This window comes from Micromonospora cabrerizensis (genome assembly GCF_022230955.1).
Taxonomy (GTDB): Bacteria; Actinomycetota; Actinomycetes; order Mycobacteriales; family Micromonosporaceae; genus Micromonospora; species Micromonospora cabrerizensis.
The window spans coordinates 102,699-128,391 of sequence record NZ_JAKKFI010000054.1 but is presented as its reverse complement, the minus strand read 5'-3'; the positions used below and the strand labels follow the sequence as shown (position 1 = coordinate 128,391).

20 protein-coding genes and 1 pseudogene are annotated in these 25,693 nt (G+C 71.6%); 15 read left to right on the top strand and 6 right to left on the bottom strand.

From position 1 onward, the window contains the following. Window positions 1-48: 48 nt before the first annotated feature. The 3 genes from pdxY to LADH09A_RS11385 all read right to left on the bottom strand — a co-directional run bounded on the left by pdxY (window position 49) and on the right by LADH09A_RS11385 (window position 3,002). Window positions 49-900, bottom strand: a complete 852-nt coding sequence (gene pdxY, locus LADH09A_RS11395) for a pyridoxal kinase PdxY (protein WP_238644856.1) — start codon at window positions 898-900, stop codon at window positions 49-51. Window positions 901-1,043: 143 nt separating this feature from the next. Further along, complete coding sequence (locus tag LADH09A_RS11390; RefSeq protein WP_238644855.1) at window positions 1,044-1,838, bottom strand: S1 family peptidase; 795 nt, start codon at window positions 1,836-1,838, stop codon at window positions 1,044-1,046. A gap of 147 nt (window positions 1,839-1,985) precedes the next feature. Then, the gene (locus tag LADH09A_RS11385; RefSeq protein ID WP_238644854.1) at window positions 1,986-3,002 is read right to left on the bottom strand and encodes a LacI family DNA-binding transcriptional regulator; all 1,017 of its coding nucleotides are present in this window, start codon (window positions 3,000-3,002) and stop codon (window positions 1,986-1,988) included. A gap of 255 nt (window positions 3,003-3,257) precedes the next feature. Between LADH09A_RS11385 and LADH09A_RS11380 the strand changes: the two genes are divergently transcribed. The 11 genes from LADH09A_RS11380 to LADH09A_RS11330 all read left to right on the top strand — a co-directional run bounded on the left by LADH09A_RS11380 (window position 3,258) and on the right by LADH09A_RS11330 (window position 16,760). Continuing rightward, window positions 3,258-5,612, top strand: a complete 2,355-nt coding sequence (locus tag LADH09A_RS11380) for an AbfB domain-containing protein (protein ID WP_238644853.1) — start codon at window positions 3,258-3,260, stop codon at window positions 5,610-5,612. A gap of 557 nt (window positions 5,613-6,169) precedes the next feature. Beyond that, entirely contained in the window at window positions 6,170-7,462 is a 1,293-nt protein-coding gene (locus LADH09A_RS11375; protein ID WP_238644852.1) for a cytochrome P450, read from the top strand. 243 nt (window positions 7,463-7,705) lie between these two features. Further along, window positions 7,706-8,188 (top strand): helix-turn-helix transcriptional regulator, encoded by a 483-nt coding sequence (locus LADH09A_RS11370; protein ID WP_238644851.1) that lies wholly within the window; start codon window positions 7,706-7,708, stop codon window positions 8,186-8,188. A 253-nt stretch (window positions 8,189-8,441) separates the two neighbouring features. Next, the gene (locus LADH09A_RS11365) at window positions 8,442-10,835 is read left to right on the top strand and encodes a sensor histidine kinase (RefSeq protein ID WP_238644850.1); all 2,394 of its coding nucleotides are present in this window, start codon (window positions 8,442-8,444) and stop codon (window positions 10,833-10,835) included. Between the two features lie 16 nt (window positions 10,836-10,851). Next, entirely contained in the window at window positions 10,852-11,256 is a 405-nt protein-coding gene (locus LADH09A_RS11360) for a roadblock/LC7 domain-containing protein (protein ID WP_030490280.1), read from the top strand. 51 nt (window positions 11,257-11,307) lie between these two features. Beyond that, the gene (locus tag LADH09A_RS11355; protein WP_238644849.1) at window positions 11,308-12,501 is read left to right on the top strand and encodes an ABC transporter substrate-binding protein; all 1,194 of its coding nucleotides are present in this window, start codon (window positions 11,308-11,310) and stop codon (window positions 12,499-12,501) included. Beyond that, entirely contained in the window at window positions 12,498-13,394 is an 897-nt protein-coding gene (locus tag LADH09A_RS11350) for a branched-chain amino acid ABC transporter permease (RefSeq protein ID WP_238644848.1), read from the top strand. The genes LADH09A_RS11355 and LADH09A_RS11350 overlap by 4 nt, the downstream gene beginning before the upstream one ends. Continuing rightward, window positions 13,391-14,410 carry a branched-chain amino acid ABC transporter permease gene (locus LADH09A_RS11345; protein WP_238644847.1) on the top strand — a complete coding sequence of 340 codons (1,020 nt, stop codon included), beginning with the start codon at window positions 13,391-13,393 and terminating at the stop codon, window positions 14,408-14,410. Before LADH09A_RS11350 ends, LADH09A_RS11345 begins: the two co-directional genes overlap by 4 nt. Beyond that, window positions 14,407-15,150 (top strand): ABC transporter ATP-binding protein, encoded by a 744-nt coding sequence (locus tag LADH09A_RS11340; RefSeq protein WP_238644846.1) that lies wholly within the window; start codon window positions 14,407-14,409, stop codon window positions 15,148-15,150. Before LADH09A_RS11345 ends, LADH09A_RS11340 begins: the two co-directional genes overlap by 4 nt. Next, a complete protein-coding gene (locus LADH09A_RS11335) occupies window positions 15,150-15,950 on the top strand; it encodes an ABC transporter ATP-binding protein (RefSeq protein WP_238644845.1) in 801 nt (266 codons plus the stop codon). Before LADH09A_RS11340 ends, LADH09A_RS11335 begins: the two co-directional genes overlap by 1 nt. Before the next feature lie 6 nt (window positions 15,951-15,956). Further along, on the top strand, window positions 15,957-16,760 hold the full coding sequence (locus LADH09A_RS11330; RefSeq protein ID WP_238644844.1) for a methyltransferase domain-containing protein: 804 nt from the start codon (window positions 15,957-15,959) through the stop codon (window positions 16,758-16,760). Window positions 16,761-16,900: 140 nt separating this feature from the next. Here the strand turns inward: LADH09A_RS11330 and LADH09A_RS11325 are convergent, their stop codons facing one another. Together LADH09A_RS11325 and LADH09A_RS11320 are read right to left on the bottom strand one after the other, a co-directional pair. Further along, the gene (locus LADH09A_RS11325) at window positions 16,901-17,512 is read right to left on the bottom strand and encodes a dihydrofolate reductase family protein (protein WP_238644843.1); all 612 of its coding nucleotides are present in this window, start codon (window positions 17,510-17,512) and stop codon (window positions 16,901-16,903) included. Window positions 17,513-17,607: 95 nt separating this feature from the next. Further along, window positions 17,608-18,171: a DinB family protein gene (locus LADH09A_RS11320; protein ID WP_238644842.1), complete on the bottom strand. Its 564-nt coding sequence runs from the start codon at window positions 18,169-18,171 to the stop codon at window positions 17,608-17,610. Window positions 18,172-18,349: 178 nt separating this feature from the next. On the opposite strand from LADH09A_RS11320, the gene LADH09A_RS11315 reads away from it, so the two are divergent. The 4 genes and pseudogenes from LADH09A_RS11315 to LADH09A_RS11300 all read left to right on the top strand — a co-directional run bounded on the left by LADH09A_RS11315 (window position 18,350) and on the right by LADH09A_RS11300 (window position 22,410). Continuing rightward, window positions 18,350-18,817, top strand: a complete 468-nt coding sequence (locus tag LADH09A_RS11315; protein ID WP_238644841.1) for a winged helix DNA-binding protein — start codon at window positions 18,350-18,352, stop codon at window positions 18,815-18,817. A gap of 173 nt (window positions 18,818-18,990) precedes the next feature. Beyond that, a pseudogene (locus tag LADH09A_RS11310) lies at window positions 18,991-19,872 on the top strand (ATP-binding cassette domain-containing protein); the annotation flags it as partial. After that, the gene (locus LADH09A_RS11305) at window positions 19,869-20,696 is read left to right on the top strand and encodes an ABC transporter permease (protein ID WP_238644839.1); all 828 of its coding nucleotides are present in this window, start codon (window positions 19,869-19,871) and stop codon (window positions 20,694-20,696) included. The pseudogene LADH09A_RS11310 and the gene LADH09A_RS11305, both read left to right, overlap by 4 nt. Before the next feature lie 196 nt (window positions 20,697-20,892). Further along, on the top strand, window positions 20,893-22,410 hold the full coding sequence (locus LADH09A_RS11300) for a hypothetical protein (protein ID WP_238644838.1): 1,518 nt from the start codon (window positions 20,893-20,895) through the stop codon (window positions 22,408-22,410). 24 nt (window positions 22,411-22,434) lie between these two features. On the opposite strand, the gene LADH09A_RS11295 is transcribed toward LADH09A_RS11300, so the two are convergent. Beyond that, window positions 22,435-25,614 carry an ATP-binding protein gene (locus LADH09A_RS11295; protein WP_238644837.1) on the bottom strand — a complete coding sequence of 1,060 codons (3,180 nt, stop codon included), beginning with the start codon at window positions 25,612-25,614 and terminating at the stop codon, window positions 22,435-22,437. Window positions 25,615-25,693 lie beyond the last annotated feature (79 nt).

Genomic DNA, 25,693 nt, shown 5'->3' with positions numbered 1-25,693 from the left:
GGTCGGTGTCGCGCCGCGCGGTGTCGCCCGAGCGGTGTCGACCCGCCGTCAGCGCAGCCGGCGGGCGGTGAACCGGGCCGGCGGGTCGGCGATCACGTCCTGCGCGGCGATCAACTGGATCTCCCGGGTACCCGCCGCGAGGGTCGCTTCGAGCACGGCGTAGACGGAGGCGATGGTGCGTTCCAGCGCGGTCGCGGGCGAGCCGGTGGTCCACAGGTGCGCGAGATACAGCGCCGCGGTGACGTCGCCCCCACCGTTCGGGTTGATCGGCAACAGCGGCGTGGTCACCGCCCAGGCGCCCTCGTCGGAGACGGCCACCACCTCCAGCGAGTCCGGCGGCAGGTCGCCGTGCAACACGCTGGTCACCAGGACGTGCCGCGGTCCGGTCGCGCGTACGACGTCGACCGCGTCGAGCACCTCCGCCAGCGAGTTCGTCGGACGGCCGGCGAGGAAGTCGAGCTCGAAGTGGTTGGGCGTGATGATGTCCGCACGCGGCACGACGGTGTCCCGCAGGTACTCGGGGATGCCCGGGCGGACGAACATTCCGCGACCGGCGTCGCCCATCACCGGGTCGCAGCAGTACACCGCGGCCGGGTTGACCGCCTTGACCTTCGCCACCGCGTCCAGGATCACCGCGCCCATGGCCGGGTCGCCCTGGTAGCCGGACAGCACCGCGTCCGCGCCGCCGAGGGCCCCACGGTCCGCGATCCCCTCGATCACCTCGGCCACGTCGGCCGCCGCCAGCATCGGCCCGCGCCACGCGCCGTACCCGGTGTGGTTGGAGAAGTGCACGGTCAGGACCGGCCAGACCTCGTGGCCGAGCCGCTGGAGGGGAAACACCGCCGCCGAGTTGCCGACGTGACCGTAGGCGACCGACGACTGGATGGACAGGATCTTCACCGGCTCATCATGGCCGCTCCGGCGGACGCCGCACGCGCGGCCCGCCGAATCTGTCGGGTCGCCCACTCGCCGCGTACCCCTGGTGGCGACACGGGTGGGCGGCCCGGACATCGCCGTCCGGGCCGCCCTACTTTGTCCGACGGTCAGCCGCCGAGGCTCGCCGCGGCCGAGGCGATCGACGAGGCGAAGTAGCTCACCTGGGTGTAGACACCCGGGTAGTTGGGCCGGGCGCAGCCGTTGCCCCAGCTCACGATGCCGACCTGGATCCAGGCGTTCGAGGCGTCGCGGCGGAACATCGGGCCACCCGAGTCACCCTGGCAGGTGTCCGTGCCGCCGCTGGCGTATCCGGCGCAGATCTCCTGGGCGGGGATGAGGTCACCACCGTAGTTGGCGTTGCAGGTGGAGTCGCTCACGAACGGCACGTTCGCCTTGAGCAGGTACCGCTGCTGGCCGCCGCCCTCCCTGGCGGCGCCCCAACCGGCCACGGTGAAGGTCCCGCTGTCGTAGGCGGTCGTGCTGGCGATCGGCAGAGTGCTCAGCCCGGTCACGGGGCTGGCCAGCCGGATCAGCGCCCAGTCGCGGCCGGCGCCGTTGTAGCCGGGGGCCCGGTAGACGTAGTTCGACCGGACGGTGATCCGGCTGGACGACTGGAGGTCGACCGTCCCGAGCGTCGCGGTGATGCTGGTGTTGGTGCCGGTCGAGCCCACGCAGTGCGCCGCGGTGAGCACCAGCCGGGGGCTGTACAACGCCCCGCCGCACCCCATCGAGAGTCGCACCATGAACGGGAACTCGCCCTGCGCGGCACGGGTGCCGCCCACGACGTTCGGCGTCACGGGGTTGTCGGCCGCGGCGGCCGGCGCGGTGAGAGTGAGGCTGGCCGCGGTCACCGCGGCCAACGCGGTGGCCAGCAGGCCAGTGAGGGTACGCCAGCGAACCATGCATTCCTCCGCATCAGGATGGCACGCCTCGTGAGCGCACCCCGTTCGAGATAGCGGTCATCATATTGAGAAGCATGGATCTAGTGGGTCATCCTCTCTGGGTCGTACCACCGGGGCTATGGATCTCACCCAGTGCACCACGGGCCCTCAGCCGACGGGCGTACCCGTGCTCTCCCGTCGGATGAGCCGAAACGGTGTCTGCACGGTCAGCGGTGCCGCGACCTCGGCACCCTCGATGCGGGCCACGAGGCGGCGCACCGCGAGACGGCCGATCTCCCGCTTGTCCGGTGCGATCGTGGTGAGGGTCGGGGTGCTGAACCGGCCCTCCTCGATGTCGTCGATCCCGATCACCGCGACGTCCTCGGGCACCCGGAGACCGGCCTCGGCCAGGGCCCGCAGCGCACCGACGGCGACCAGGTCGTTGTAGCCGAACACCGCGTCCGGTGGGTCACCGAGCGCGAGCAGGTCGCGCATCGCCCGTTTGCCGTCGAGCCGGCCGAAGGCGTCGGTGTGGGCCACCAGCCGCGAGCGGTACGGCAGGCCGGCGGCGGTCAGGGCCTCCCGGTAGCCGCGTACCCGCAGGTGGGCGGACTGCCGTTCGCCGCCGCGCGTGGCGCCGATGAACGCCGTCCGGCGGCGGCCGATCGCCACGAGGTGCTGGATCGCGGCGTGGCTGGCGGCGACGTTGTCGATCGCTATGTGGTCGTGCGGCACGTCGTAGACGCCCTCCCCGATCAGCACGAGCGGGGTGTGCGCGGTGCGGGCCAGCACCTCCTCCCGGCCGATCCGCACCGGACTGAGGATCAGGCCGTCGATGATGTGCCGTCGGGACCCGTCCAGGAGCGCCAGCTCCGCTCCCCGGTCCGCGGCGGTGTTCTCCATGACCAGGGTGTAGCCGAGCCCGGCGGCCTCGGCGATGGCGATCTCGGCCAGCTCGGCGAAGTAGGGGTTGTTCAGTTCCGGGATAGCCAGGGCGATCAGCCCGGTACGCCCCCGACGCAGATGCCGGGCGCCCAGGTTGGGGCTGTAGCCGAGTTCGTCGATCGCCTGCTGCACGCGCAGCCGGGTCCGCTCCCCCACCGGCCGGTACCCGTTGACCACGTTCGAGACCGTGGCCAGCGACACGCCCGCGCGCTGGGCGATGTCCTTGAGGTTGACGCCCATCCACCAACCCTTCGCCATCGGGTCTGCCGAGGCGGGCCAGACATCGACGAACAAGGATTGACGGGAGCCCGGCGCGGCTCTATAACGTTATACAGGCGATGATGAATGTCAATATGCCCGCTACGCCGGCGCGTGGAGATCCCACCGGCATCCGTCGATGACGCCCGTCCCTCGTCAGTGACCACCCGACGCCCACCACCCACGCGCTTCGGGCCTGGCTGCACCGCCCGCGGCGACTCGCCCCCCGGAGACGGCATGACACGTCAGGTCCCCATCCGCCCCGCCCTGCCGCTGCTGCTCATCCTCACCCTGATCGCCGGCGTTCTCGCCGCGCCAACCCCACCGGCGTCCGCCGCACCGGCCAAGACACCGCCACTGACCACCCCCTGGACGAGCCAGGCGCTGGCCGGCACACCCCTGCCCGAGTACCCGCGCCCCCAGATGACGCGACCGGACTGGCTCAACCTCAACGGCGAGTGGCAGCTACGCCAGTCGGCCACCGACGACGCCCCACAGTTCGGCACGGACCTGCCCGAGCGGGTCAACGTGCCGTTCCCGGTGGAGAGCGCGCTGTCCGGCATCCAGCGGGCCGCCAACGACAACCGCCACTACCTGTTCTACCGGCGCACCGTCACCGTCCCGGCCAACTGGTCGGGTCGGCGCACCCTGCTGCACTTCGGCGCCGTCGACTGGCAGAGCACCGTCTGGGTCAACGGCATGCGGGTCGGCGCGCACACCGGTGGCTACGACGCCTTCACCTTCGACGTGACACCCCAGCTCACCACCGGCACCAACGAGATCGTCGTCAAGGTGTGGGACCCCACCGACAGCCGGCAGAACGGCAGTCTGCCGGTCATCGGCAAGCAGACCAGGACACCTGGCGGGATCTTCTACACGCCCAGCTCGGGCATCTGGCAGACGGTGTGGATGGAGCCGGTGCCCACCGCCTCCATCAGCAGCGTCGACGTCTATCCGAACCTGAGCAACAACACGTTGCGGGTCCGGGTCTTCACCCGGGGCGACGTGAGCGGCCACAGCGTGCTCGCCGAGGCGCTCAACGGAAGCACGGTGGTCGGTTCGGCCACCGGCGGGTTCACCGAGTTCAGCGTGCCGGTGCCCAACGCGCGCCGCTGGTCACCCGACGACCCGTTCCTCTACAACCTCCGGGTCACCCTGCGCAACGGCTCGACGACCACGGTGGACCGGACAGCGCACTACTTCGGTATGCGGGAGATCACCACAGGTCTGGTGAACGGGGTTCTGCGCCCCAAGCTCAACGGCCAGTTCGTGTTCCAGGTCGGCACCCTCGACCAGGGCTTCTGGCCGGACGGCCTCTACACCGCGCCGACCGACGCCGCCCTCGTCTTCGACCTCCAGAAGCACAAGGACCTGGGCTTCAACATGGTGCGCAAGCACATCAAGGTCGAGCCACAGCGCTGGTTCTACCACGCGGACCGGCTCGGCCTGCTGGTCTGGCAGGACATCCCGTCGCTGACCGCGCAGGACATCAACCCCACCGACGCCCAGCAGGCGCAGTTCGAGACCGAGGCGCGCGAGATCGTGGACGAGCACCGCAGCTCGCCCGCCGTCGTCGCGTACACGCCCTACAACGAGGGGTGGGGCGAGCGGTCCCTCGCCGACACCCGGCGGGTGGCGCAGAACATCAAGAACCAGGACCCGACCCGTCTGGTCAACGCGCACAGCGGCCACAACTGCTGCCAGTCCCTCGGCAACCCCGGCAACGGTGACATCGACGACTGGCACGTCTACCTCGGGCCGGACTCACCCGCGCCGTCGAGCACCCGGATCGCGGCACTCGGTGAGTTCGGCGGGCTGGGCCTGCACACGCCGGGCCACGAGTACAGCCCGAGCGGCGGCTTCTTCGCCTACGAGTGGCAGACCAGTTCGAGCGCCCTCACCGACCGGTACGTGGGTCTGGTGCAGGGCAGCCAGAACCTGATGCTGGGCAAGGGGCTCAGCGCCTCGGTCTACACCGAGATCACCGACCTGGAGGGGGAGCTGAACGGCTTCCTGACGTACGACCGGCAGGTGATCAAGATGGACCAGGCGCGGGTCCGCGCCGCCAACACCGCCCTGATCAACGCCTCGAAGGCCATCGGCGGCTCGGCGCCGGTGGCCCTGCCGGTCAACGCCCGGCGGTCGTTGCAGGTGACGACGCCCGGCTTCACCAACCGCTACCTGCGCCACCAGGACAGCCTGGCCTACACGGAGGTGGTCGCCGCCGCGAGCCCCAGCCAGCTCAAGGCCGACGCCACGTACACCATCCGGGCCGGCCTGGCCGACGCCGGCTGCTACTCGTTCGAGTCGGTCAACTTTCCCGGGCAGTACCTGCGCCACCAGAACTCCCGGGTCCGCAACTCGCCAGACGACGGCTCGGCGCTCCTGCGTGCCGACGCCACCTGGTGCGCCCGGGTCGGGCTGACCGGCTCGGGCGTGTCGCTGGAGTCGTACAACTTCCGGGGTAGGTACCTGCGGCACTACAACTCCGAGGTCTGGCTCAGCAACGGCACCGGCGGCGACGCGTACAACACGCCGACGTTGTGGGCCGCCGACAGCACCTGGAACATCGCCACCCCCTGGACGCCCTGACCGCTCGCCAGGCCGGGTCGTCACGGTAGGACGTCGCGGGGACTCCGGCGTGGGCCGGAGCCCCCGCGGCGCGTCAGCGTCGTCGCGGGGACTCCCACCACCGGGCCGGTGACCGGAGCCCGGCGTCACCTGCCGGCTCGGAGATCGTTTTTCCGGTCATGAGGGAGAGCGGTTCCGTGATTCCACCGTCCACCATGAGCGGTCGTCCGTCTCAACCCTTCCTGATCGTCTCGTTGTCGCTGACATCGGCCATCCCGTCGGCACACCGGGACAGACCGGTTGCTGCCGCCCGGGTCGTGCCCTCTGGATGCCTCGCCCAGCTGGGCTGACCGACGGCAAGGACCGAGACGCAAGTTGCATCCGGCCGAACTCACCCGTCCGTTGCAACCCGCATTATGTCGCGCAATAAATAGACGACGACCAATCTTGACTTGTGCAGCCGCTCAGCGCACCGTGAAGAGCCAGAGGCAGATGCGCGCCATTATCGGCCCCAACTGACGTGGATCGCAAAATGGAGGCGCTGCCGGTTTCGCGCCGCGTGCATCAGGAGGCGTTCCATGCGGTTGAATCCGTTCACCGGGGTCTATCTCACCGATCCGGCAAGCATCTGGCGGCGCATTCTCGACGATCCCGACGGCGTGCACTACGCCGAGGATCTCGGGTTGTGGTTGATCAGCAGGCACGCGGACGTCCGTCGCGCGCTCGCCGACGTCGCGACGTTCGGCAACGCCCTCACCCTCGCCCCGGTCTACGAGGTCTGCCCGGAGGCGATGAGCGTGATCATGCAGATCGACGCGCCACCCACGACGGCCGCCGCCGATCCGCCGGTGCACCCCCGCACCCGTCGGGCCCTACGGGCGACCTTCGCCAACACCGCCGACCGGGTCGAGGCCGAGTACGGCCCGATCATCCGGTGCCGGGTCGACCAGCTGGTGACCCGGCTCGTCGCCCGCCAGGGCGAGCAGGTCGACCTGCTCCCGGCCTTCGCCACCGAACTTCCCCTGCTGGTCGTCCTCGACATCCTCGGCGTCCCCGACGCCGACATCGGACAGATCCGGAGCTGGGCGGACGGTCAGATCGCGCTGATCTGGGGGCAACCCGACCCGGCCGAGCAGGTCCGCCTGGCGCAGGATCTGCTGGAGTTCTGGCACTACTGCGAGGAGCTTGTCCGCCGGCGCGTGGACAGTGGACACCAGGGCGACGACTTCATCAGCCGCGCCCTGGCGTACCGCGACGACGACGACGCGGTGCTGACCGTGCCCGAGGTGGCGAGCCTGGCCTTCAACCTCCTGGTCGCCGGCCACGAGACCACCGCCGGGTTGCTCGCCCACACCCTCGACCAGGCGCTGTCCAGCCCGCGGCACTGGTCGGAGCTGACTGCCGACCCGGGGGCTGTGGCCGCGTTCGTGGGCGAGACCCTGCGGTTCGCGCCCGCCATCGACGGCTGGCTGCGGGTGACCAGCCGGGACGTCACCCTGGGAACGGTGACGATCCCCGCCGGGGCACGCTGCCTGCTGCTGATCGGCGCGGCGAACCGCGACGCCGCGGTCTTCGCGCACCCGGACCGGTTTCACCCACGCCGGGCCGACGTGGGCAATCACCTGTCGTTCGGCCACGGCCCCCATTTCTGCATAGGCGCGGGACTGGCGCGGCTGGAGGCCGAGATCGCCATCACCCGACTTACCGAAGCCATTCCTGGGCTCCGTCTGGCGACCGGGCAACAGCGCTCGTACAAGGCCAATGTCGCGTTTCGCGCCCACCACTCGCTGCTCGCGGTAATCGACACCAGGGAAGCCGCCGACGTTCCGGCGGCGCGAGGTCAGGCGACCGCCGAAGCGTATGCCGCCTGACAGCGTCGAGCGCCAACGGGCCTGCCTGCGCGCGGACCGGAGGTGGGAAGGGTGCCCCTGCCTGCCCGGCACCGGCAACGGCCCGAACCGCACCTTTTCCGCTTTGCCCGACGATCCAGGTCGGTGAACGTCTTCACACCCATCGTGTCCTGGGTTAAGAATTGTCACCGGTAAATGTTCAGCTCATCGGCCAATCTCGATCTGACTTCCGCCGCTGATTCCCGTAGCCACGAAGGCGAGCGCATGGAGCACACGTCCCCGTCGAGCTCTGCTCCCTCTGCGGCCAGCGAACGGTTCCGATGGGAACTGCGCAACTGCCGCGTCCGACGGGGCCTGACCCAGCGAGCGCTGGCGGATCTGGTGCGGTTCAGCCGGGAAACGGTCGCGGCGGTCGAGTCCGGTCGCCGGTTCGGCAGTCACGAGTTCGCGCTGCGCTGCGACGACGTGCTCGGCACCGGCGGCCGACTCGCGGCGCTGTGGCCGCAGGTGGCAGCCGAGCAGTTGGCGGCCGACGGCCGCCGGGGCCCCCGCGCCTCGCCGCCGGTTCGGCTGGATCAGCCGGTGCCACGTCAGCGTGATCGACGCGACGCGCGCGACCCGGGCGCGGTGGTGGACGCGATCGACGAGTTGCGTGAGCTGATCGGGCAGGTGCTCAACGGCCCGTCCGACCCGGACGACACGCAGCGGCGGCAGCCGCCGGTCGACCCCCGCGACGACCAGCGCTGACCCCACGATTCCGGCTCCGTCTCAGGGGGTGACCGGCCACTGACGTTGGGTACAGATGCTGGTACGGGCAGTTTGTACCACGGCCAGGTCTGGTCTACGAGCGCGGCTTCCGGCCGAATGGGACTTGCATTCGGCAACGTGCGGATAGACCGTCATCGACGAGTCGTGGGAGTCAATCTTGGCGTCGAGCACCAGGTCCCACGCGGCCAGACCCTACCCGAGCCGCCGACGCGGTTGGAAGATAGCCGGCCGGATGCGCCTCATCGTCGCGGCGCCGCTCGTCGCCGTGATCGGCTTCGCCGGTCTCGCGCTGACCGAGAGCGCACGCCAGACAGTCCGGGCCAGCGACCTGCGGGTCCTCGCCCAGGTCGGCGCCGAGGCCGGTGACCTCGCCTACCGCCTGCAACGCGAACGCATCGCCGCCGCCGACCTGCTCACCTTCGGCGGGCCGGAGCAGCAGGACGCCTTCGGCGCGGAGATGGCCGCCACCGACGACGCCGTCACGCGCTACCGGGGTCAGCGAGACCGGCTGTCCGCCGACGCCGACGCCAACCGGGCTCTCCTGCGCCGCATCGACGCGGCCCTGGGCAGCCTCCCCCCGCTGCGTACCCAGGTCCGCACGGCGACGCACGCCTCGGTGTCGGCGATGACCTTCAGCTACCGCATCGCCATCGCCGACCTGATCAACTTCCGGGAAACCGTCTCGCACGGCGTGGTGGACGCCCGCCTCGCCGACGGGATCCGGGCCTCCGCGGCGCTGTCGAAGACTGCCGAGGCGATCGGTCAGCAGCAGGTCGCCGTGCTGCGGGCGGTCGCGGGCGGCGAGCTGACCCCGGCCATGCAGCAGGACATCACCGCCGCCCGTACCAGCTACACCGAGTCGAGCCTTTCGTTCGTGGCCCTGGCCCCGACCGAGTGGGGCCTCTGGTGGGAGCAGGCCGGCACCGGCAAGGAGGCGCTCGCCCTGCAACGGATGCAGGACGAGGTGTCCCGGGCCCAGCCGGGGTCGCGGTTGCGACTGGAGACCGACGGCTGGGTGTCCACCACCCAGACGCGTGCCGCCCGCCTGGCCGAGCTGCGCGGGCGGGTCGACGCCGCGGTGCGCGACGACGTCCGGGCCGCGCACGCCGACCAGCGCCGGCGGGCCGTCGCCGAGGCGGTCGGCGTCCTCCTGGCACTGATCCTCACCGCGCTGGTGACCTGGGCCGTCGCCCGGCAGATCACCCGGCGGCTGCGTCGCCTGCGGGACGCGGCCAACGCGGTGGCGTTCGAACAGCTCCCCGCCGTGGTGGCCCAGCTCCAGCAGCCGGGCAGCGCCGCCGTCGACCCGGACAAACTGGCCCGCCAGCACTCCAGCGCCGCCCTCGAACCGTCGAGCGGCGACGAGATCGGCGAGCTGGGCCAGGCGTTCAGCGCCGTGCACCAGGCCGCCGTGCGGACCGCCGCCGAGCAGGCCGTCATGCGCGCCAACACCGCCGACATCTTCATCCACCTGAGCCGCCGCGAACAGCGACTCGTCGACGCCGTCCTGGCCCAGGTCGACCTCGTCGAACGGGACGAGACCGACCCCGACCGGCTCCACCAGCTGTACACGCTGGACAACCTGGCGACCCGGATGGGGCGCATCAACGCCAGCCTGCTGGTGCTCGGCGGCGTCGGCGTCGGTCGTGTACGCCAGCGCGACGTCCCCCTGCAACAGGTGCTCCAGGCGGCGCTGTCCCAGATCGAGCACTACGCGCGGATCCGGCTCGGCATGATCGACGGGGACGTCGCCGTGGCGGCCAAGACCGTCGACGAGGTCGTGCACCTGCTCGCCGAACTCATGGACAACGCGACGACGTACTCGCCGCCGGGCAGCGAGACCTGGGTGAGCGGCCGGAGCCTGGGTGACCGCGTCATCATCCAGATCAGCGACGAGGGCGTGGGGTTGTCCCCGCAACGGATGCAGCAGCTCAACGAGCTGTTGGCCCGCCCACCGGCGATCGACGTGGCCGCCGTACGGGCGATGGGGCTGGTCGTCGTGGGTCAGCTCGCGGCTCGGCTGGGCGCCACCGTCCAACTGCGACGCGGCCCCCGACGCGGCATCCTCGCCGAGGCGACGCTGCCCGCGACCATCATCCGGTCTCTGCCACCGGAGGAGTACCTGCTCGCGCCCGGACGGCTCTCGCGGAGGGCTGCGCGCACGGCCAGCCCCCCGCCGCCGCCCTACCAGCCGAGGCCCGAGCCCACCGCCGGGCGACCTCCGGCCGAGCGGACCCTGCCGGCGGCACCGGTGTTCCGGCCGGCTCCTCCACCCCCGGACCGGGGTGACGCGCCCACCGAGGAGCTCCTCATCTTCGAACAGGTCAACCACTGGTTCCAGAACGACGTCGCCGAGGCCCACGACGGCCAGGAATGGTCCAGCCCGGCCGACGACGCCTGGCGGACGGCGGCCCAGGCACAGAGCCCCGAGGTCGCCACCACGACCAACTCCGGCCTGCCCAAGCGGCAGCCGCAACGGCATCTCGTCCCCGGCGGCGTGACCGTCCCCCAGCAGCAGCAGAGGTCCGAGTACCGCGATCCGGCCCAGGTGGCGACGGCGATGGCCGCGTACGCGCGGGGTGTGGCGAACCGCCGACGCACCCCGATCAACCTCGGCAACAAATGACGCGACAGGAGAGCACGTGACCGACCAACAGGATCTCGGCTGGCTGCTGGACAACTTCGCCGCGCGCGCGACCGAGGTCAGCCACGCGATCGCCATCTCCAGCGACGGCCTGATGGTGGCCGCCACCCGCGATCTGCCGCCGGACCGGGCCGACCAGTTGGCGGCGACGGGTAGCGGGCTCGTCAGCCTGCTGCGGGGTGCGGCGGCCTTCTTCGACGCCGGCGCCGTGATCTCCAACGTCACCCAGCTCGAGGGTGGCTTCATGTTCTCGATGGCCTTCAACGACGGTGCCTCGCTGCTGGTGCTCGCCGCGCCCGAGTGCGACGTGGGCAAGGTCTCCTACGAGATGACCGAGTTGGCCAACCGCATCGGGGACGCCCTGACCCCCGCGGCCCGAGCGGCACTCGCCCGCAGCCGCTGACAACCCCGGCGCCCCCACGCCGGAGACACCTCCCTTCCCCTGGAGAAAGACATGCCTCTCACCACCCCTCGGCGTAGCCGTGCCCTCACCGCGACGCTGCTCGCGGTCGTGCTGACCACCAGCGCGGCCTGCGGCAACGACGCGCCGGGCACGAGCGCCAGCGGCTCGATAAAGATCGGCCTGCTCGCCTCGCTGTCCGGGACGTACCAGGCGGTCGGTACGGAGATCCGCGACGGTTTCCAGCTCTACCTGGACACCCACGACGGCAAACTCGGCGGTCGACAGGTCGACCTCGTCATCGCCGACGAGGGCAACGGCGCCCAGACCGCGGTCCCGGCGGCAACCAAGCTGCTCAAGCAGGACCGGGTGTCCGCGCTCACCGGCATCGTCGGTGGTGGCTCGGTCGCCGGGGTCACCCCCCTGCTGGACGAGATGAAGGTGCCGCTGGTCGGTTCCAACGGCCGACCGGAACTCAAGGACGTCTCCCGGGTCTGGCACACCTCGTACCTCTCCGACGAGCCCGGGGCCGCGATCGCCCAACACGTCCACGACAACGTGAAGGGCTCCGTGTACGCGATCGGCCCGGACTACCAGGGCGGCTGGGACGAGCTGCGGGGGTTCACCGACGCGTTCGGCAAGATCGGTGGGAAGCTCGCGAACTCGGACGGCAAGACGACCTTCACGCCGTTCCCGGCCACCACCAACTTCACCCCGTACTTCGCCCGCATCAAGGCCTCCGGCGCGGCGGCCGTCTACACCTTCTACGCCGGCAGCGCCGCCGTCGACTTCGTCAAGCAGTACGCGCAGTCCGAGATCAAGGACGTCCCGCTGTACGCGGCCGGGTTCCTCACCGAGGGCGGCGTGCTCAACGCGCAGGGCGAGGCAGCTCGGGACATCTTCTCCGTGCTCAACTACTCCCCCGACCTCGACAACGCGGAGAACCGCGCCTTCGTCGCGGCGTGGAAGGCCAAGCACGACGGCTCGCCGACGACCTACGCGCTCGCCTCGTACGACGCGGCGTCGGTGCTGGACCGGGCGATCGGCGCCGCCGGGAGCGACCCGACTCCGGAGGCCATCAACACGGCCATCGGTCAGCTCGGCCAGATCGCCAGCCCGCGCGGCACCTGGCAGTTCTCCACCACCACGCACTCCCCCGTGCAGAAGTGGTATCTGCGGCAGGTCCGCCAGGACGGGCGGGCGCTGTCCAACACCGTCGTGGGTGACCTCGCGACCGTCGGCCGATGATGGTGGTGGCGGCCGGCTCGAACCGGATCGACCCGTACCTGATACCGGCGCTGGACGGGATCGCCTACGGGTTGCTCGTGTTCGTCGCCGCGTCGGGCCTGGTCTTCTGTTTCGGCGTCGCCAACATCCTCAACCTGGCGCACGGGATGCTCTACGCGATCGGCGGCTACACCGCCGCGGCGCTGTTCGACGGCGGCTGGGCGAGTCTGGCGTTGGCGCTGACGGTCGGTGTGCTGGCCGCCGCCGCGGCGGGTGTGCTCCTGGCCGGCCTGCTCGCACCGGTCGCCGCCGGTAACCACCTGAGTCAGGCGCTGTTGACGTTCGGTGTGGCGCTGGCCGGCGGCAGCCTGCTCGTCGCCGGCTTCGGTCCCGACGATCCGCAGGTCCTGGTGCCCGCCGCCCTGGAGGGGTCGGTGGTGGTCGCCGGCCACCGCTACGCCGCGTACCGGTTGGTCTTCATCGTCGTCGCGGCGGTGATCGCCGCCGCGCTCTACCTCGTCATGCGACGCACCAGGGCCGGAATGCTGGTCCGGGCGGCCGTCGACGACCCGGAGATGGTCGCCTGTCTGGGCGTGAGTCCCGCCCGGATCCGCGCGGGCGTGCTCGCCGCCGCCGGCGCGCTGGCCGGGGCGGCCGGGGTGCTGGGCGCGCCGATCATCGGCCCCGGCACGGACACCGCCGACACCGTGCTCCTGCTGTCCCTGGTGGTCGTCGTCCTCGGCGGGCTCGGGTCGATGGGTGGCACCCTGCTGGCCGCGCTCGCGATCGGCGAGATCCAGACGCTGGGAGTGGCGCTGCTGCCGTCCGCGGCGCCGTTCCTGCTGTTCGCCGCCATGGCGGCGGTACTGGCCGTGCGGGCGCGTGGCCTGGCCAGCAGATGGAGAGCGGCATGAGGGACGAGGTGATCCGGCGCGCGCGGGGCGCGGTGGCGGCCCTCGCCCTGGCCGGCCTGGTCGTGGCGCCCTGGGTGGTCGACGACTACACCACGGCGATCCTCGCCCGGACGCTGGCGCTGGCCCTGGTCGGGGTGAGCGTGGCCCTGCTCACCGGCGTCGCCGGCATGCCCACCCTCGGTCAGACCGCGCCGTACGCGGCGGGCGCCTACGCCTGCGCCGTGGTCGGCAGCCAGATCTCCGATGTCGGCGTCGTGCAGCTCGCCGTCGCGGCGGTCGCCGGTGCGGTGCTGGCCGCGCTCACCGTGCCGCTCGTCGTCCACGCCCGAGGGGTGATCGTCCTGATGATCACGCTGGCCATCGGTGAGCTCGCCGTCACGGTCCTCGGTCGCTGGCGGTCGGTGACCGGCGGCACGGACGGGTTGGCCGGCATCGCCGCGGTCCGCCCGTTCTGGGGGCTCCCGGTCCTGGCCAACGACCAGGACCGTTACCTGTACGCCCTGGTCGTCGTGACCGTCCTGGTCGGCGCGGTGCTGTTGCTGCTGCGCACCCGGGCGGGGCTGCTGCTGCGGGCCGGCCGCGACGACGAGACGCGGCTGCGGGCCAGCGGTCACCGGGTGCCGCTGTACCTGTCCGGCGCGCACATCGCCGCCGGGGCGATCGCCGGTGCCGCCGGATCGCTCCTGGTCGTCGCCCAGCAGTACATCTCCCCCGCCGACTTCGGCTTCGACACCTCCGCGCTGCTGCTGCTCGGTGTCGTCATCGGTGGCACCGCCTCGATCGGCGGGGCCCTGGTGGGCGCGGCACTGGTCATCGCCGTCCGGGACTGGCTGTTCGGTGTGCTGCCCGGCCACGCGCCGCTGGTGCTGGGCGTGCTGTTCGTGGCGACGGTCTACCTGCTGCCGACCGGTGTGCACCGGGCACGGGGCAGGTGGGGTCTGCCGAGCGAGCCGGCGGACCAGCCGGACGCGTCACCCGAGCGTGACCAGGCCACAGTGCCGGAGCTGCACCGATGACCGGGCTGCTCACCGTCGAGGATGTCAGCGTGCGCTACGGCTCGCTCGCCGCGCTGGCCGGGGTGGACCTGTGCGTCCACGACGGCCAGCGGCACGCGCTGATCGGCCCCAACGGAGCGGGCAAGACGACCCTGCTCAACGTGATCGGTGGGTCCAGGAAACCGCAGCACGGCAGGGTGATCTTCGAGGGACGCGACGTCGGTCGGCTGGGCCCGGCGGCCCGGGCCCGACGGGGCATCAACCGCATCCACCAACGACCCGCGGTCTTCGCGACGCTCACCGCGACGGAGAACGTGGTGGTCGCCGCGCTGCCCCGGCTCACACCCCGCCGCAGGTGGTGGCCGGGCGGACGCCGGCGCATCGCACAACACCGGGCGGGCCCGCTGCTGGACCAGATGGGCCTCACCGACGTCGCGACGGTGCCGGCCGGGCACCTCGCACACGGGCAACGACGCCAGTTGGAGATCGCCATGGCCCTCGCCGGTCGCCCCCGCCTGCTGCTGCTCGACGAACCGGCGGCCGGGCTGTCCGCCGTCGAGGTCGGCCGGCTCGTCGAGTTGCTCCAGGCGCTGCCCAGGGCGGTCGCCGTGTTACTGGTCGAACATCGACTGGACCTGGTGTACGCCCTCTCCGACACCGTCACCGTGCTGCGCGACGGTCGGACGTTGGCCGCCGGCACACCGGACGAGATCCGTACCTCGCCGCTGGTGCGGCAGGCCTACGCCGACGGGGTGGCCTGATGCTGTCGGTTGATCGCCTGTGCGCCGGCTACGCCGGAGGGATCGTGCTGCACGAGGTCAGCCTGCGGGTCCGCCCGGGCAGCATCCAGGCCGTGGTGGGTCGCAACGGCGCGGGCAAGAGCACCCTCGTGCACACGATCGCCGGGCTGGTGCGCGCCTCCAGCGGTCGCATCGAGATCGGCGGTGTGCACGTGGCCGGCCGGCAACCACACCGCATCGCCCAGTCCGGCGTCGGTCTCGTCCCGCAGGGCCGGCGGGTCTTCTCCCGGCTGACCGTGGCCGAGCACCTGCACCTGGCGGCCGCGCCGTGGCGGGCCCCCGCCTCCGGTGGCGAGGGCTGGACGGTGGCCCGGACCCTGGAACTGCTGCCGCGGTTGGCGGTGCGGCTACGACACCGCGGCTGCGAACTCTCCGGCGGCGAGCAGCAGATGCTGGCGATAGCGCGGGCGCTCCTCGGCCAACCACGGGTGCTGCTGCTCGACGAACCGTGCGAGGGCCTCTCACCCGACCTGGCGGCGCGGGTCCGTGAACTGGTCAACGGCCTCGCCGCCGACGGCCTGACGGTGCTGCTCGTGGAACAACAGCTCCAGCACGCGATCGAGGTCGCGGACCGGGTGGCGGTGCTGGAGTACGGCCGGGTGGTCTACGACCGACCGACGGCGGAGGCCCGCGTCGACCCGGCCCCACTGGCGGCGATGTTGAGCGTCGCCACCGCCCCACCGCCGCCGCCACCACCCAACCGACCGGCCCCTCGGCTCTGGGCCGACACCCCCACGTCACCCGACCCCTCGGAGAGGTAGACACCAATGACAACCGCCACGAGCGATGGCACGTACACGTTCGACAACGGCCAACCGGACGCCGTGCCCCAGATGCACGCGCTGGAGTCCTTCCTGGACCCGATCACGACGCGCCGCCTGGCCCAACCGGTGCTGCGGCCGGGAGCGACCTGTTGGGAGGTCGGGGCGGGCGGCGGCTCGATGGCCCGACGGATCGCCCGCGCGGTCGGCGACGACGGCCACGTGGTGGCCACGGACATCGACCCCACGCACCTCGCGGCGGAGGGCAACCTACGCGTACGTCGCCACGACGTGCGCACCGAAGCGCCGCCCGGGGACGCGTTCGACCTGATCCACGCCCGGCTGGTGCTGCTGCACCTCCCCGACCGGCGACGGGTCCTGCGTACGCTCACCGGCGCGCTGGCCCCCGGCGGGTGGTTGGTGGTCGAGGAGTTCGACTGCACCGCGCCACAGCGGGTGCTGACCGCGCCCAGCGATGACGCCGCGAAGCTCTTCGCGCAGGTCATGGACGCCATGATGGGTGTCCTGGAGGATCACGGCGCCGACCTGGGGTGGGCACAGGACGTGCACACCGAGATGGCCCTCGCCGGTCTGAGCGACCTGGACACCATCACCCACTCGCAGAGCTGGGCCGGCGGCTCGACCGGAACGTCGCTCTACGAGACGAACTCCCGCCAGTTGGAGCCGGATCTGCTGGCGGCGGGGCTGTCGCCCAACCAGCTGACCGCCTTCCGGCGGCTGCTCCGCGACCCCGGGTTCGCCGTCATGTCGTACCACTTCGTCTCCACGCGGGGTCGCCTGCCGAGCTGAGCAGGCGGACGACCGCGCGGAGGGCGGTCGCGTCGTCCGCACCTCTGCCGCCGCAGCACCCCCCCGCTGCGCTCCGGACAGCTCCGTGACGGCGTTTGACCGCACCGGCCGGGCTCCTCACGAGGAGCTCGGCCGGTCTGTCACTTCGGGACGTGGTAGCGCAGGTGCGTGACGTGTGGTGACTCGATCACCGCGGTACGTTCGAGTTCGACGTGGTCGGTGCCGAGGTCGTCGAACAGGCGTGTGCCGGCACCGAGGAGGACCGGTACGAGTTGGAGGTGGATCTCGTCCACCAGCCCGGCCTTGACGAACTGTCGTCCGATGGTGGGCCCGCCCATGACGAGGACGCTCTGGTCGCCCGCCGCGTGTCGCGCCTGGCGCAGCGTGCTGTGCAGCCCGTCGTCGACGAACGTGAAGACGCCGCTCTTCATTGTCAACGGGTCGCGCGCCTCACGGGTGACCACGAAGCACGGCACCGGGAACGGGGTGTCCTGCCACAGGTCCACGCCGACATCGAACGTCCGCTGGCCGATCACCACGGCCCCGGTCGTCGCGTGCCGCTCTCGTACCTGCGCGGCGTCGACCCCGACCGGGGTGACCCCGTCGGCCGCCACCGCGCGATCCCCGTCAGCCTGGAACAGCCACTCGTGCAGCCGCTCGCCGCCTCTGCCCATGGGTTGTTCGGGGCTGACGTCAGGGCCGGCGGCGAAGCCGTCCAACGACACGCTCATGCTCAACACCGTGCGGCCCATCGGGCCCTCCTCATCATCGAAGCTGCGCCATCCTGGAACTGATCCCGCCCCCGCGCGACCGGCCTGCCGCGCTCGGTCGCCGGGTTACCGGACCGTCATGTTCGGCGCGGTACAGCGCCGTCCTGCCAGCCGTAGAGGTCGCGCAGCAGGGAGATCTCTGCGCCGTGATGGATCAGCTCCCGGTTGACGTGCAGGACGATGCCCTCCATGGGAAACCGCTCGGGGCCCACAGCGGGCGGACTCTCCAGGTCGGCGTCCGAGAGCTCGCGGACCCCGGCGTTCCACCTCCCGTACATCTCATCGAGCTGTCTCAGCGCCTCGTCGGCGGTCCCCGCGTAGGGGAAGCTCCGGGAGTCGACCTCCTGGCCGCCGAAGTGCCATCCGACCCGATAGCCCAGGCAGGAGACGATGATGTGCGCCAGCCGCCAGGCGATCGTGGTCACCGGCGCCGGCACCGGGTCGGGGGACGCGGAGTCCATCGTCCACTGCCCCGAACCTGCCGACATCGGTGCGGCCGTCGTGCCGCGTGGACGGATGCTCCAGCAGCCACGCACCGGCTCCCAGAAGTACTCCTCATCGGCAAGACCGTGCAGCCGCGGCCGCAGGTTCTTGTGCCAGTGCCGGTCCAGCTGGTCGGCGATCCGCTCACTTCTTGTCACTTCCGCAACCTACCCAACGGAAAGACCTGCCACGACCCTCGCGAACGCCGTCGGTCACCAGGTGATGCTGAGCGGGCCGCAACGGCTCGTGCGCGGGAACAGCCGGGTCACCTCATTGACCTCAACACGACTTGAGGTCCTAGGGTCGCGCTCAAATAGACGTTCCCAGGAGGCACCCGTGGCAACCCCGCACCTGTCCGACGCCGAACTCGCGACCCAGCCCGCCGCGTACTGGACCGGCGTGGCCTATGAGGCACTCATCGCCTTCACGCGGGCCCGGCACGCTGAGTTCGGCTTCACCCAGCCCCAGTTCTGGTTGCTCCGCAACCTGTCGGGCAACGACATCTCACCCGACGGTCACGGCATGACCATTCCGGAGCTCGAGATGGCGATGAGCACCTACCTGAGGTCCGAGGACGATCTGGAGGCCGAGGCCGGCGTTCTGCTTACTCGGGGTTGGCTCACCCGGGACGACCAGGAGCGGCTGTGGATCACCGAGGCGGGTGAGGCGGCTCGCGTCGACCTCAGGCAGCACGCTCCGGCGATCCGCGCCCGCATCCATCACGGGATCGACGACGCCGACTACGTGACGACACTGAAGGTGCTCCGACAGATGACCCGGAACACGGACGGTCCGGCGGTCTGACCACACCCGGTGTGCCCGCGGCCGTGTCGGTGGCGTGTCAGGGCGGTGTCAGCCGACCGGTGCAGGCTGTACGCATGACAGCTGACCTGGCGATCGAGGCCGAGGGCCTCGTGAAGAACTTCGGGAAGACGAGGGCGCTGCAAGGCGTGGACCTCGCCGTTCCCCGCGGGACGGTGCTCGGGGTGCTCGGCCCCAACGGCGCTGGCAAGACCACCGCCGTGCGCATCCTCTCCACCCTGCTCACCCCGGACGGCGGAAGCGCCCGAATCGGCGGTTTCGACGTCGTACGGGACGCCGAGCGCGTGCGGCAGAGCATCGGCCTCACCGGCCAGTACGCCTCGGTCGACGAGGACCTCACCGGCCGGCAGAACCTGGAACTGTTCGGCACCCTGCTGGAGTTGGGACGGGCCGGCGCCCGGCGGCGGGCGGCCGAACTGCTCGACTGGTTCGACCTGACCGACGCCGCGAACCGGCAGGCCAAGACCTACTCCGGTGGGATGCGGCGGCGGCTGGACCTGGCCGCCAGCCTGGTCGGCTCCCCCGACGTGATCTTCCTGGACGAGCCGACGACCGGACTCGACCCGGCCAAGCGCGAGGACATGTGGAACGTGGTCCGCTCCCTGGTCGGCGACGGCTCGACGGTCCTGCTCACCACGCAGTACCTGGAGGAGGCCGACGCGCTCGCCGACGAGATCACGGTGATCGACCACGGCCGGGTCATCGCGCACGACACCCCCGACGGGCTCAAGCGGGTGGTCGGCGGGCAGACCCTCGAGGTACGCCCGTCCGATCCGGCGCACCTGGCCCGCACGGCGGCGATCCTGACCCAGGTCAGCTCCGGCGCGCAGGCCGACGAGATCCGCAGGGGCGTGCTCGCGGTGCCGGTCAGCGACGACGCGGCACTGACCGAGAGCGTCGCGCGGTTCGCCGCCGCCGGCATCGCGGTCACCGAACTCTCCCTGCACCTGCCGAGCCTCGACGAGGTGTTCTTCACCCTCACCGGTCGTACGGCGTCCGCTGACGACACCACCCGCCCCTCGGAGGTCGCGGCATGAGCACTCTGACCGACGCGGCGCCCACGAGAAGCCGCGCACTCTCCACCACCACCCCGAACCCGCGACCGTTCCGGCTGGTCCGGCACTCGTTGGCGCTCGCCAAACGCAGCCTCATCAAGACCTGGCGTACGCCCGAGGCGCTCATCGACGTCACCCTGCAACCGGTGCTGTTCCTCATCATCTTCGTGTACGTCTTCGGCGGCGCCGTCGCCGGATCGACCCACGACTACCTCCAGTTCCTGCTGCCCGGCATCCTGGCGCAGACCATCGCCACCGGCGCCATCGCGATCGGCGTCAACCTCAACACCGACATCGCCAAGGGGATCTTCGACCGGTTCCGGTCGTTGCCGATCCCCCGCTCCGCACCACTGGTCGGCGCGGTCCTCGGCGATGTCGTCCGGTACGTCATCGTCACCGTGTCGACCCTCGCGATCGGCTACGTGATGGGTTTCCGGATCGAGACCGACCTGTTCCGGGCGATCGCCGGGTGTCTGCTCGCGGTGCTGTTCGCGCTCTGCCTGAGCTGGCTGCCGGTGCTCGTGTCGATGAAGGTGCGGACCGCGGGTGCGGTGCAGGGTGTGATGTTCGCGCTGATCATGCCGCTGAGCTTCGCGTCCAACGTGTTCGTCGGCGCCGACACCCTGCCGGGCTGGATGCAGGCGTTCGTGGACGTCAACCCGATGACGCACCTGGTGGCGTCGGTACGCGGACTGTTCCTCGGCACCCCACTCGGCAACCACGTCTGGTGGACGCTCGCCTGGTGCGCCGGCTTCGTCGCGGTGTTCATGCCGCTGGCGCTGCGCGCGTACCGCAAGAAGATCTGACCTGGTCACGGCGTCGGCACCTCGACCTGCCGACGCCGTGACCGAATGCCGCTCCACGCCGCGCGAACCATTGACCGGGGTCGGGGTGTACGCCATGATCGTCCTCAACTCAATACTGACGGCCGTCGTTGTGCGTGCAGTGGTGCTGCGCGGCGGCGGTTGCGCGTCGGCGTCTCACGGGGGAGATCGTTGCCGAATGACCATGTCCAGGATCAGGCCTGCCACCACGTCGGAATTCCGGGCGCAGGCGGCCGAGGGCGACAAACCGAGTGATCGGGGACTGACCGTCGGTCGTCGCCGCCTGCTCACCGGTGGGTCCATCCTCGCCGCGTCTCTGGTGGGGCAGAGCCTCGTCGGCAGCGCCGCACGGGGTGCGGCGGGCACCGAGCTGTCAGTCGGAAAGGTGGAGATCACTCCGCCGGCGGGCACGTACCTGGCCGGGTACGGCGTCGATGTGCCCCGCAAGGCGACCGGGACCGCCGCCCCGCTGTTCGCGCGGTGCATGATCCTGTGGCAGGCGGGCGTGCCCCACGTGATCGTCACCGCCGACGTCCTCGGGTTCGCGCGTGGCCTGCACCGGTCGATCCGCAGCCAGGTGGTCGCTCTGGGGCTGGCGTCGGAGAACTTCGCCCTGACGGCCACGCACACGCACAACGGCCCGGTGCTCCCCGACAAACTCGACCCGTTCATCTCGTACGCGATGAATTCCACTCTGCAGGCGCAGGTGCGTGCCTACGGCGACCAGTTGGCCACGACGATCGTGCAGCTGGTCCGGGACACACTCGACGGCCCACGAACGGCGTGCACCCTCGACTACCAGGTCGTCGACCAGCACTTCTCGCGCAACCGGGAGAACCTTCCGTACGTCGAGTCGGACGTGCCCGTCCTGACGGCTCGTACGCCGGGTGGTGAGCCGCTGGCCGTGCTGTTCAGCTACGGGTGCCACCCGGTGGTGGCGGGGTCGCAGACCCTGTTCGACTCGGACTACCCGGGGGACGCGGTCACCCGGATCGAGCAGGCCACCGGCGCCTTCGCCCAGTTCCTCCTCGGGCCGGCCGGTGACCAGAACCCCACCGGCGCGCGGGGTTGGGCCCAGCGCAGCCTGCGCGGCGCCGAACTCGCGCAGGCCGTCACGACGGCGCTGCTGAGCCCAGGTCGGCCGGTCGCCGGCCCGACGACGACCCACTACCGGGAGGTGAGCCTGCCGCTGGACGTGACGCTGACCGTGGGCAACCTTCGGGACGTGTCCGCGGCCTACGCCGTGCGGTATCACGATCTCTCCCTGCCGGGTTACTACCGGCGGCACGCGCGAGAGATGATCGCGCAGATCGACGCCGGCACGTTCGCGACGTCGATTCCGGTGCCCCTGCAGTCCTGGAGATTCTCCGGCAGCCCGGACCTTCGGCTGCTGCTGGCCGGCGGCGAGATCGTGTCCGGATACGCCGTCTACTTCCGGGCGCGATACGGCACGTCGAGCCAGCTGATGTTCGCCGGCTACGCGAACGAGGTGCCCGCGTACCTGCCCAGCGACGAACTGCTGCGCAGGCCCGCGACGTACGCCGGCGGGATCGACACCGACTTCCCGGGCATCGCCGGCGGCTCGATGACGGTCTACGGCTGGTTGGGGCACCTCAGGGGGAAACCGACCGCCGCCTCTCCGGACGGGGCGGAACAGATCCTCATCAACGCGATCAGCGCGGCGCTGGCGGCGTAGCGGGCACGTCGGCCGAGTGGAGCGCTAGGCGAGCAGGTCGTCCATCAGCTCGCGGACCCGGACGACGATCGCGGCGACGGACCGCCCGCGCAACGCGGCCACCAACGGCTCACGCTGCTCCTCGTCTCCGAGGGCGACGTTGAGCCGTTCGGCGTCGCCGGGTGGGAAGAACGCCCCGGCGTGGGCGCCGATGCGCGTCGCGAGCGCGAACAGCTCGCGAGCCGCCGCCACGTCGCCCCGGTGCGCGGCGAGTTCGGCGCCGCCCTGCGCCCACGCACCGATGACGGGCAGATCCCGTGAGGAGAGCGCCTCGTCGCTGGCGAGGACCAGCGCGGCGACCGCGCGGGCGTCGGCGTTCTCTCCCGGCACCGGCCGCACCTGCGCCGCCCGCAGGTGCAGGACCGCCACCGCGACCCGGAGCATGGCGCGCGGCTGTGGCGGCGGGCCGGTCCAGCCGGCCAGGATCCGGATCACCTCGTCGCCGTATGCCCGGGCCTCGTCGTAGCGCTCGCGTTGCCACGCCACGTGGGCCAGCCCGAGGCACGCCACGGCGGCGTCCACCGCCTCGGCCTCGCCCGGCGTCGCCGTCTCGGCCAGTCGCCGCTCGGCGTCCCGGTCGCCGGCCAGGGCGAGCTGCACGTCCAGCCGTACCCGGATCGACCGGGCGTCCTGAGTGGCGCCGATCAGCTCCATGTGGCGGACGCTGCGCGCCAGCCACTCGGCGGACCGCGTACCCTCGCCCGGCACCAGGAACTGCCCGACGGCACCCGCCGCCATCGCCATGCCCCACTGGTCACCGGCCATCTCGAAACGACGGTAGGCCTGCTCGGCGTCCACGATCGACGCCGCGTGCATGCCACCGTTCTCCCGGACGGCGGCGCGGGCGAACAGGCCGAGCCCCTGCACGTACGGGTCGGGGTGCTCGACCAGCTCGACGGTGCCCTTCATGCTCTCCTCCGGGTCGGCGGCGTCGAACAGGGGCAGCGCGGACGCCAGCACGGTCAGCCGGGACGACACCTCGTCCGGTCGCTCGGCGAGGACTGTCCGAAGTCCCCGGCGGGCGAGCACGGCGAGCCGGAGGTCCCCGCTGATGCCGGCGTTGACCCCGATCAACAGGCACATCCAGGCCATCCGGTCGGCGTCGGGCAGCGGTCTGCCGCTGCGGCGGCCGCGCAGGATCGCGGAGCGCAGCCGTCGCTGCGGGTCCTCGACGTGCAGCAGACCCGCCGCCCACCCGGACACCTCGAGGTGCAGTCCACGAACCGCCCAGAGGTGGAACAGCGCGGTGGCGATCTCGACGGCGGCCGGCTCGTCGTCCTGCCCGAGTGCCCAGCGCAGACCCGCGACCAGGTTGTCCTGCTCGTCGGCACAGCGGGCGAGGGCGTCGATCTGCCCGGGGCCGACGAACTGGTCGGCGAGCCCGACCGCCAGCTCCCGCGCCCACGCGACCAGGCCGGCCATGGCCAGACCGCGGGCACCGGTCGCGTCCAGGCGGGCTTCGCCGTACTCACGGACCGTTTCGAGCATGCGGTAGCGCGGCGGGCCGTCCCCCTCGACCAGGGTCAACAGGGACTGTTCCACGAGTGTCGCCAGGCCACGGCGGACGTCCGGGGTCTGGGCGACCGCGGCGGCGAGGTCCGCGGTGAACGGCGCGGGAACGACCGCGACCCGCTGGAGCAGGTCACGGTCGTCCTCGGCCAGCAGCTCCCTGCTCCAGTCGACCATCGCCCACAGGCTCGCGTGCCGTTCCGGCAGGCCGCGCAGGGCGTCGTCGAGCAGCGCGAAGCGGTCGCTCAGCCCGGCGAGGACGTCGTCGATCGGCATACTGCGCAGTCGTGCGGCGGCGAGTTCGAGTGCCAGTGGCAGGTTGTCGAGCCGGTGGCACAGGGCGAGTGCCCGCGCCGTGTCCCAGGTGGGCACCGCGCCACCAGCCCTCGCCCGGGACTCGATGAGGGCGAGCGCGTCGCTGTCCGGCAGGGCGGTCAGCCGGTGGACCAGTTCGCCGGCCAGACCCAGCGGGGCCCGGCTCGTCGCGAGCACGGTGACCTCGGACGAGGTCACCGCGACCAGGTCCGCGACGACGGTGGCCACCGCGTCGAGGACGTGTTCGCAGTTGTCCAGCACGACCAACCCGTCGAGGTCGGGCGCCACGGCACGAAGCCGTTCCGCGGGGCTGAGCACCCGCCGCTCCAGGCCCAGGTTGCCGCCGGTCGCCGAGGTGTCCGCACCCCCGAGGGCGGCGAGCACCGTGGGCAGCACCTCGTCGGACGAGCGCAGGCCGGCGAGTTCGATCACGCGTACCGACTGCCCGGCCGCCGCCGCGCGGCGCGTCACCTCGGCGGCAAGACGGGTCTTGCCCGCGCCGCCGGCCGCCACGATCGTCACGAGAGCCGCATCGGCGAGCCCCTCCACCACGGCCGCGACATCGCGTTCCCTGCCGACGAGGGCCGTCATCGGCCGACGCCAGGCGGCGGGAAGGGCGATCCGCATCGGCTGCCGGGGCGACACCTCGACGACCGGTGTGGTCAGCTCGCCGCGCAGCAGCGCGAGGTGCACCTGTGTGATCACGGGCGACGGGTCGGTGCCGTACCGGTCGGCCAGGTCGGCCCGGAGTCTCTGGACCACCTCCAGCGCCTCCGCCTCCCGCCCCTGAGCGGCGAGGACCCGGACGAGCAGGGCGGCGGACGGCTCGTCCGGCGGTGTCCGCGCGACGAGCCGACCCAGGTCGACCTCGTCGAACGGGCCCGCGCCGGCGAGTGCCGCCTGTGCTCGCAGCGCGGCGACGTCCGCGAACAGGCGGGTGTCCTCGACGGTGACGAGTTCCGGGACCTCGGGGAACAGGGCGCGGGCCTGGTCGGCCGCGCCGCGGGCGGCACCGGCGTCACCGGCCCGGAGCAGGGTCCGCGCCTGGTCGGCGAGCATCCTCGCCTCGACGGCGTCGACGGTGACCTGCTCGGCGGGCAGCCGGTATCCACCCGGCACCGCGACCACGGGCAGACCGAGACGACGTACCCGGGACACGAGCGCCTGGACGGCGCCGGTCGCGTCGTCGGGTGAGGCGCCGTCCCACACGGCGTCCACCAGAAGGCTCGTCGAGACCGCCCGTCCACGGGCGTCGACGAGCGCGCGGACCACCGCCGCGAGCCGTTCACCCCGAACGGGCTGGCCGTCGACGGCGAACGGGCCGAGGGTCGTGATCTGCACCGACCCAGCATCCCCCACGCGTGCACGGACCCGACCACTGACGGTCTGCCCGCGGACCACGACGTCGGGACCGGCTTGA

Coding starts and splice junctions, on each gene's coding strand:
- LADH09A_RS11350 (WP_238644848.1), top strand. CDS start 12,498: ATGATGGTGGTGGCGGCCGGCTCGAACCGGATCGACCCGTACCTGATA.
- LADH09A_RS11355 (WP_238644849.1), top strand. CDS start 11,308: ATGCCTCTCACCACCCCTCGGCGTAGCCGTGCCCTCACCGCGACGCTG.
- LADH09A_RS11385 (WP_238644854.1), bottom strand. CDS start 3,002: ATGGGCGTCAACCTCAAGGACATCGCCCAGCGCGCGGGCGTGTCGCTG.
- LADH09A_RS11305 (WP_238644839.1), top strand. CDS start 19,869: ATGAGCACTCTGACCGACGCGGCGCCCACGAGAAGCCGCGCACTCTCC.
- LADH09A_RS11370 (WP_238644851.1), top strand. CDS start 7,706: ATGGAGCACACGTCCCCGTCGAGCTCTGCTCCCTCTGCGGCCAGCGAA.
- LADH09A_RS11325 (WP_238644843.1), bottom strand. CDS start 17,512: ATGGGCCGCACGGTGTTGAGCATGAGCGTGTCGTTGGACGGCTTCGCC.
- LADH09A_RS11335 (WP_238644845.1), top strand. CDS start 15,150: ATGCTGTCGGTTGATCGCCTGTGCGCCGGCTACGCCGGAGGGATCGTG.
- LADH09A_RS11300 (WP_238644838.1), top strand. CDS start 20,893: ATGACCATGTCCAGGATCAGGCCTGCCACCACGTCGGAATTCCGGGCG.
- LADH09A_RS11365 (WP_238644850.1), top strand. CDS start 8,442: ATGCGCCTCATCGTCGCGGCGCCGCTCGTCGCCGTGATCGGCTTCGCC.
- LADH09A_RS11375 (WP_238644852.1), top strand. CDS start 6,170: ATGCGGTTGAATCCGTTCACCGGGGTCTATCTCACCGATCCGGCAAGC.
- LADH09A_RS11345 (WP_238644847.1), top strand. CDS start 13,391: ATGAGGGACGAGGTGATCCGGCGCGCGCGGGGCGCGGTGGCGGCCCTC.
- LADH09A_RS11390 (WP_238644855.1), bottom strand. CDS start 1,838: ATGGTTCGCTGGCGTACCCTCACTGGCCTGCTGGCCACCGCGTTGGCC.
- LADH09A_RS11380 (WP_238644853.1), top strand. CDS start 3,258: ATGACACGTCAGGTCCCCATCCGCCCCGCCCTGCCGCTGCTGCTCATC.
- LADH09A_RS11330 (WP_238644844.1), top strand. CDS start 15,957: ATGACAACCGCCACGAGCGATGGCACGTACACGTTCGACAACGGCCAA.
- LADH09A_RS11340 (WP_238644846.1), top strand. CDS start 14,407: ATGACCGGGCTGCTCACCGTCGAGGATGTCAGCGTGCGCTACGGCTCG.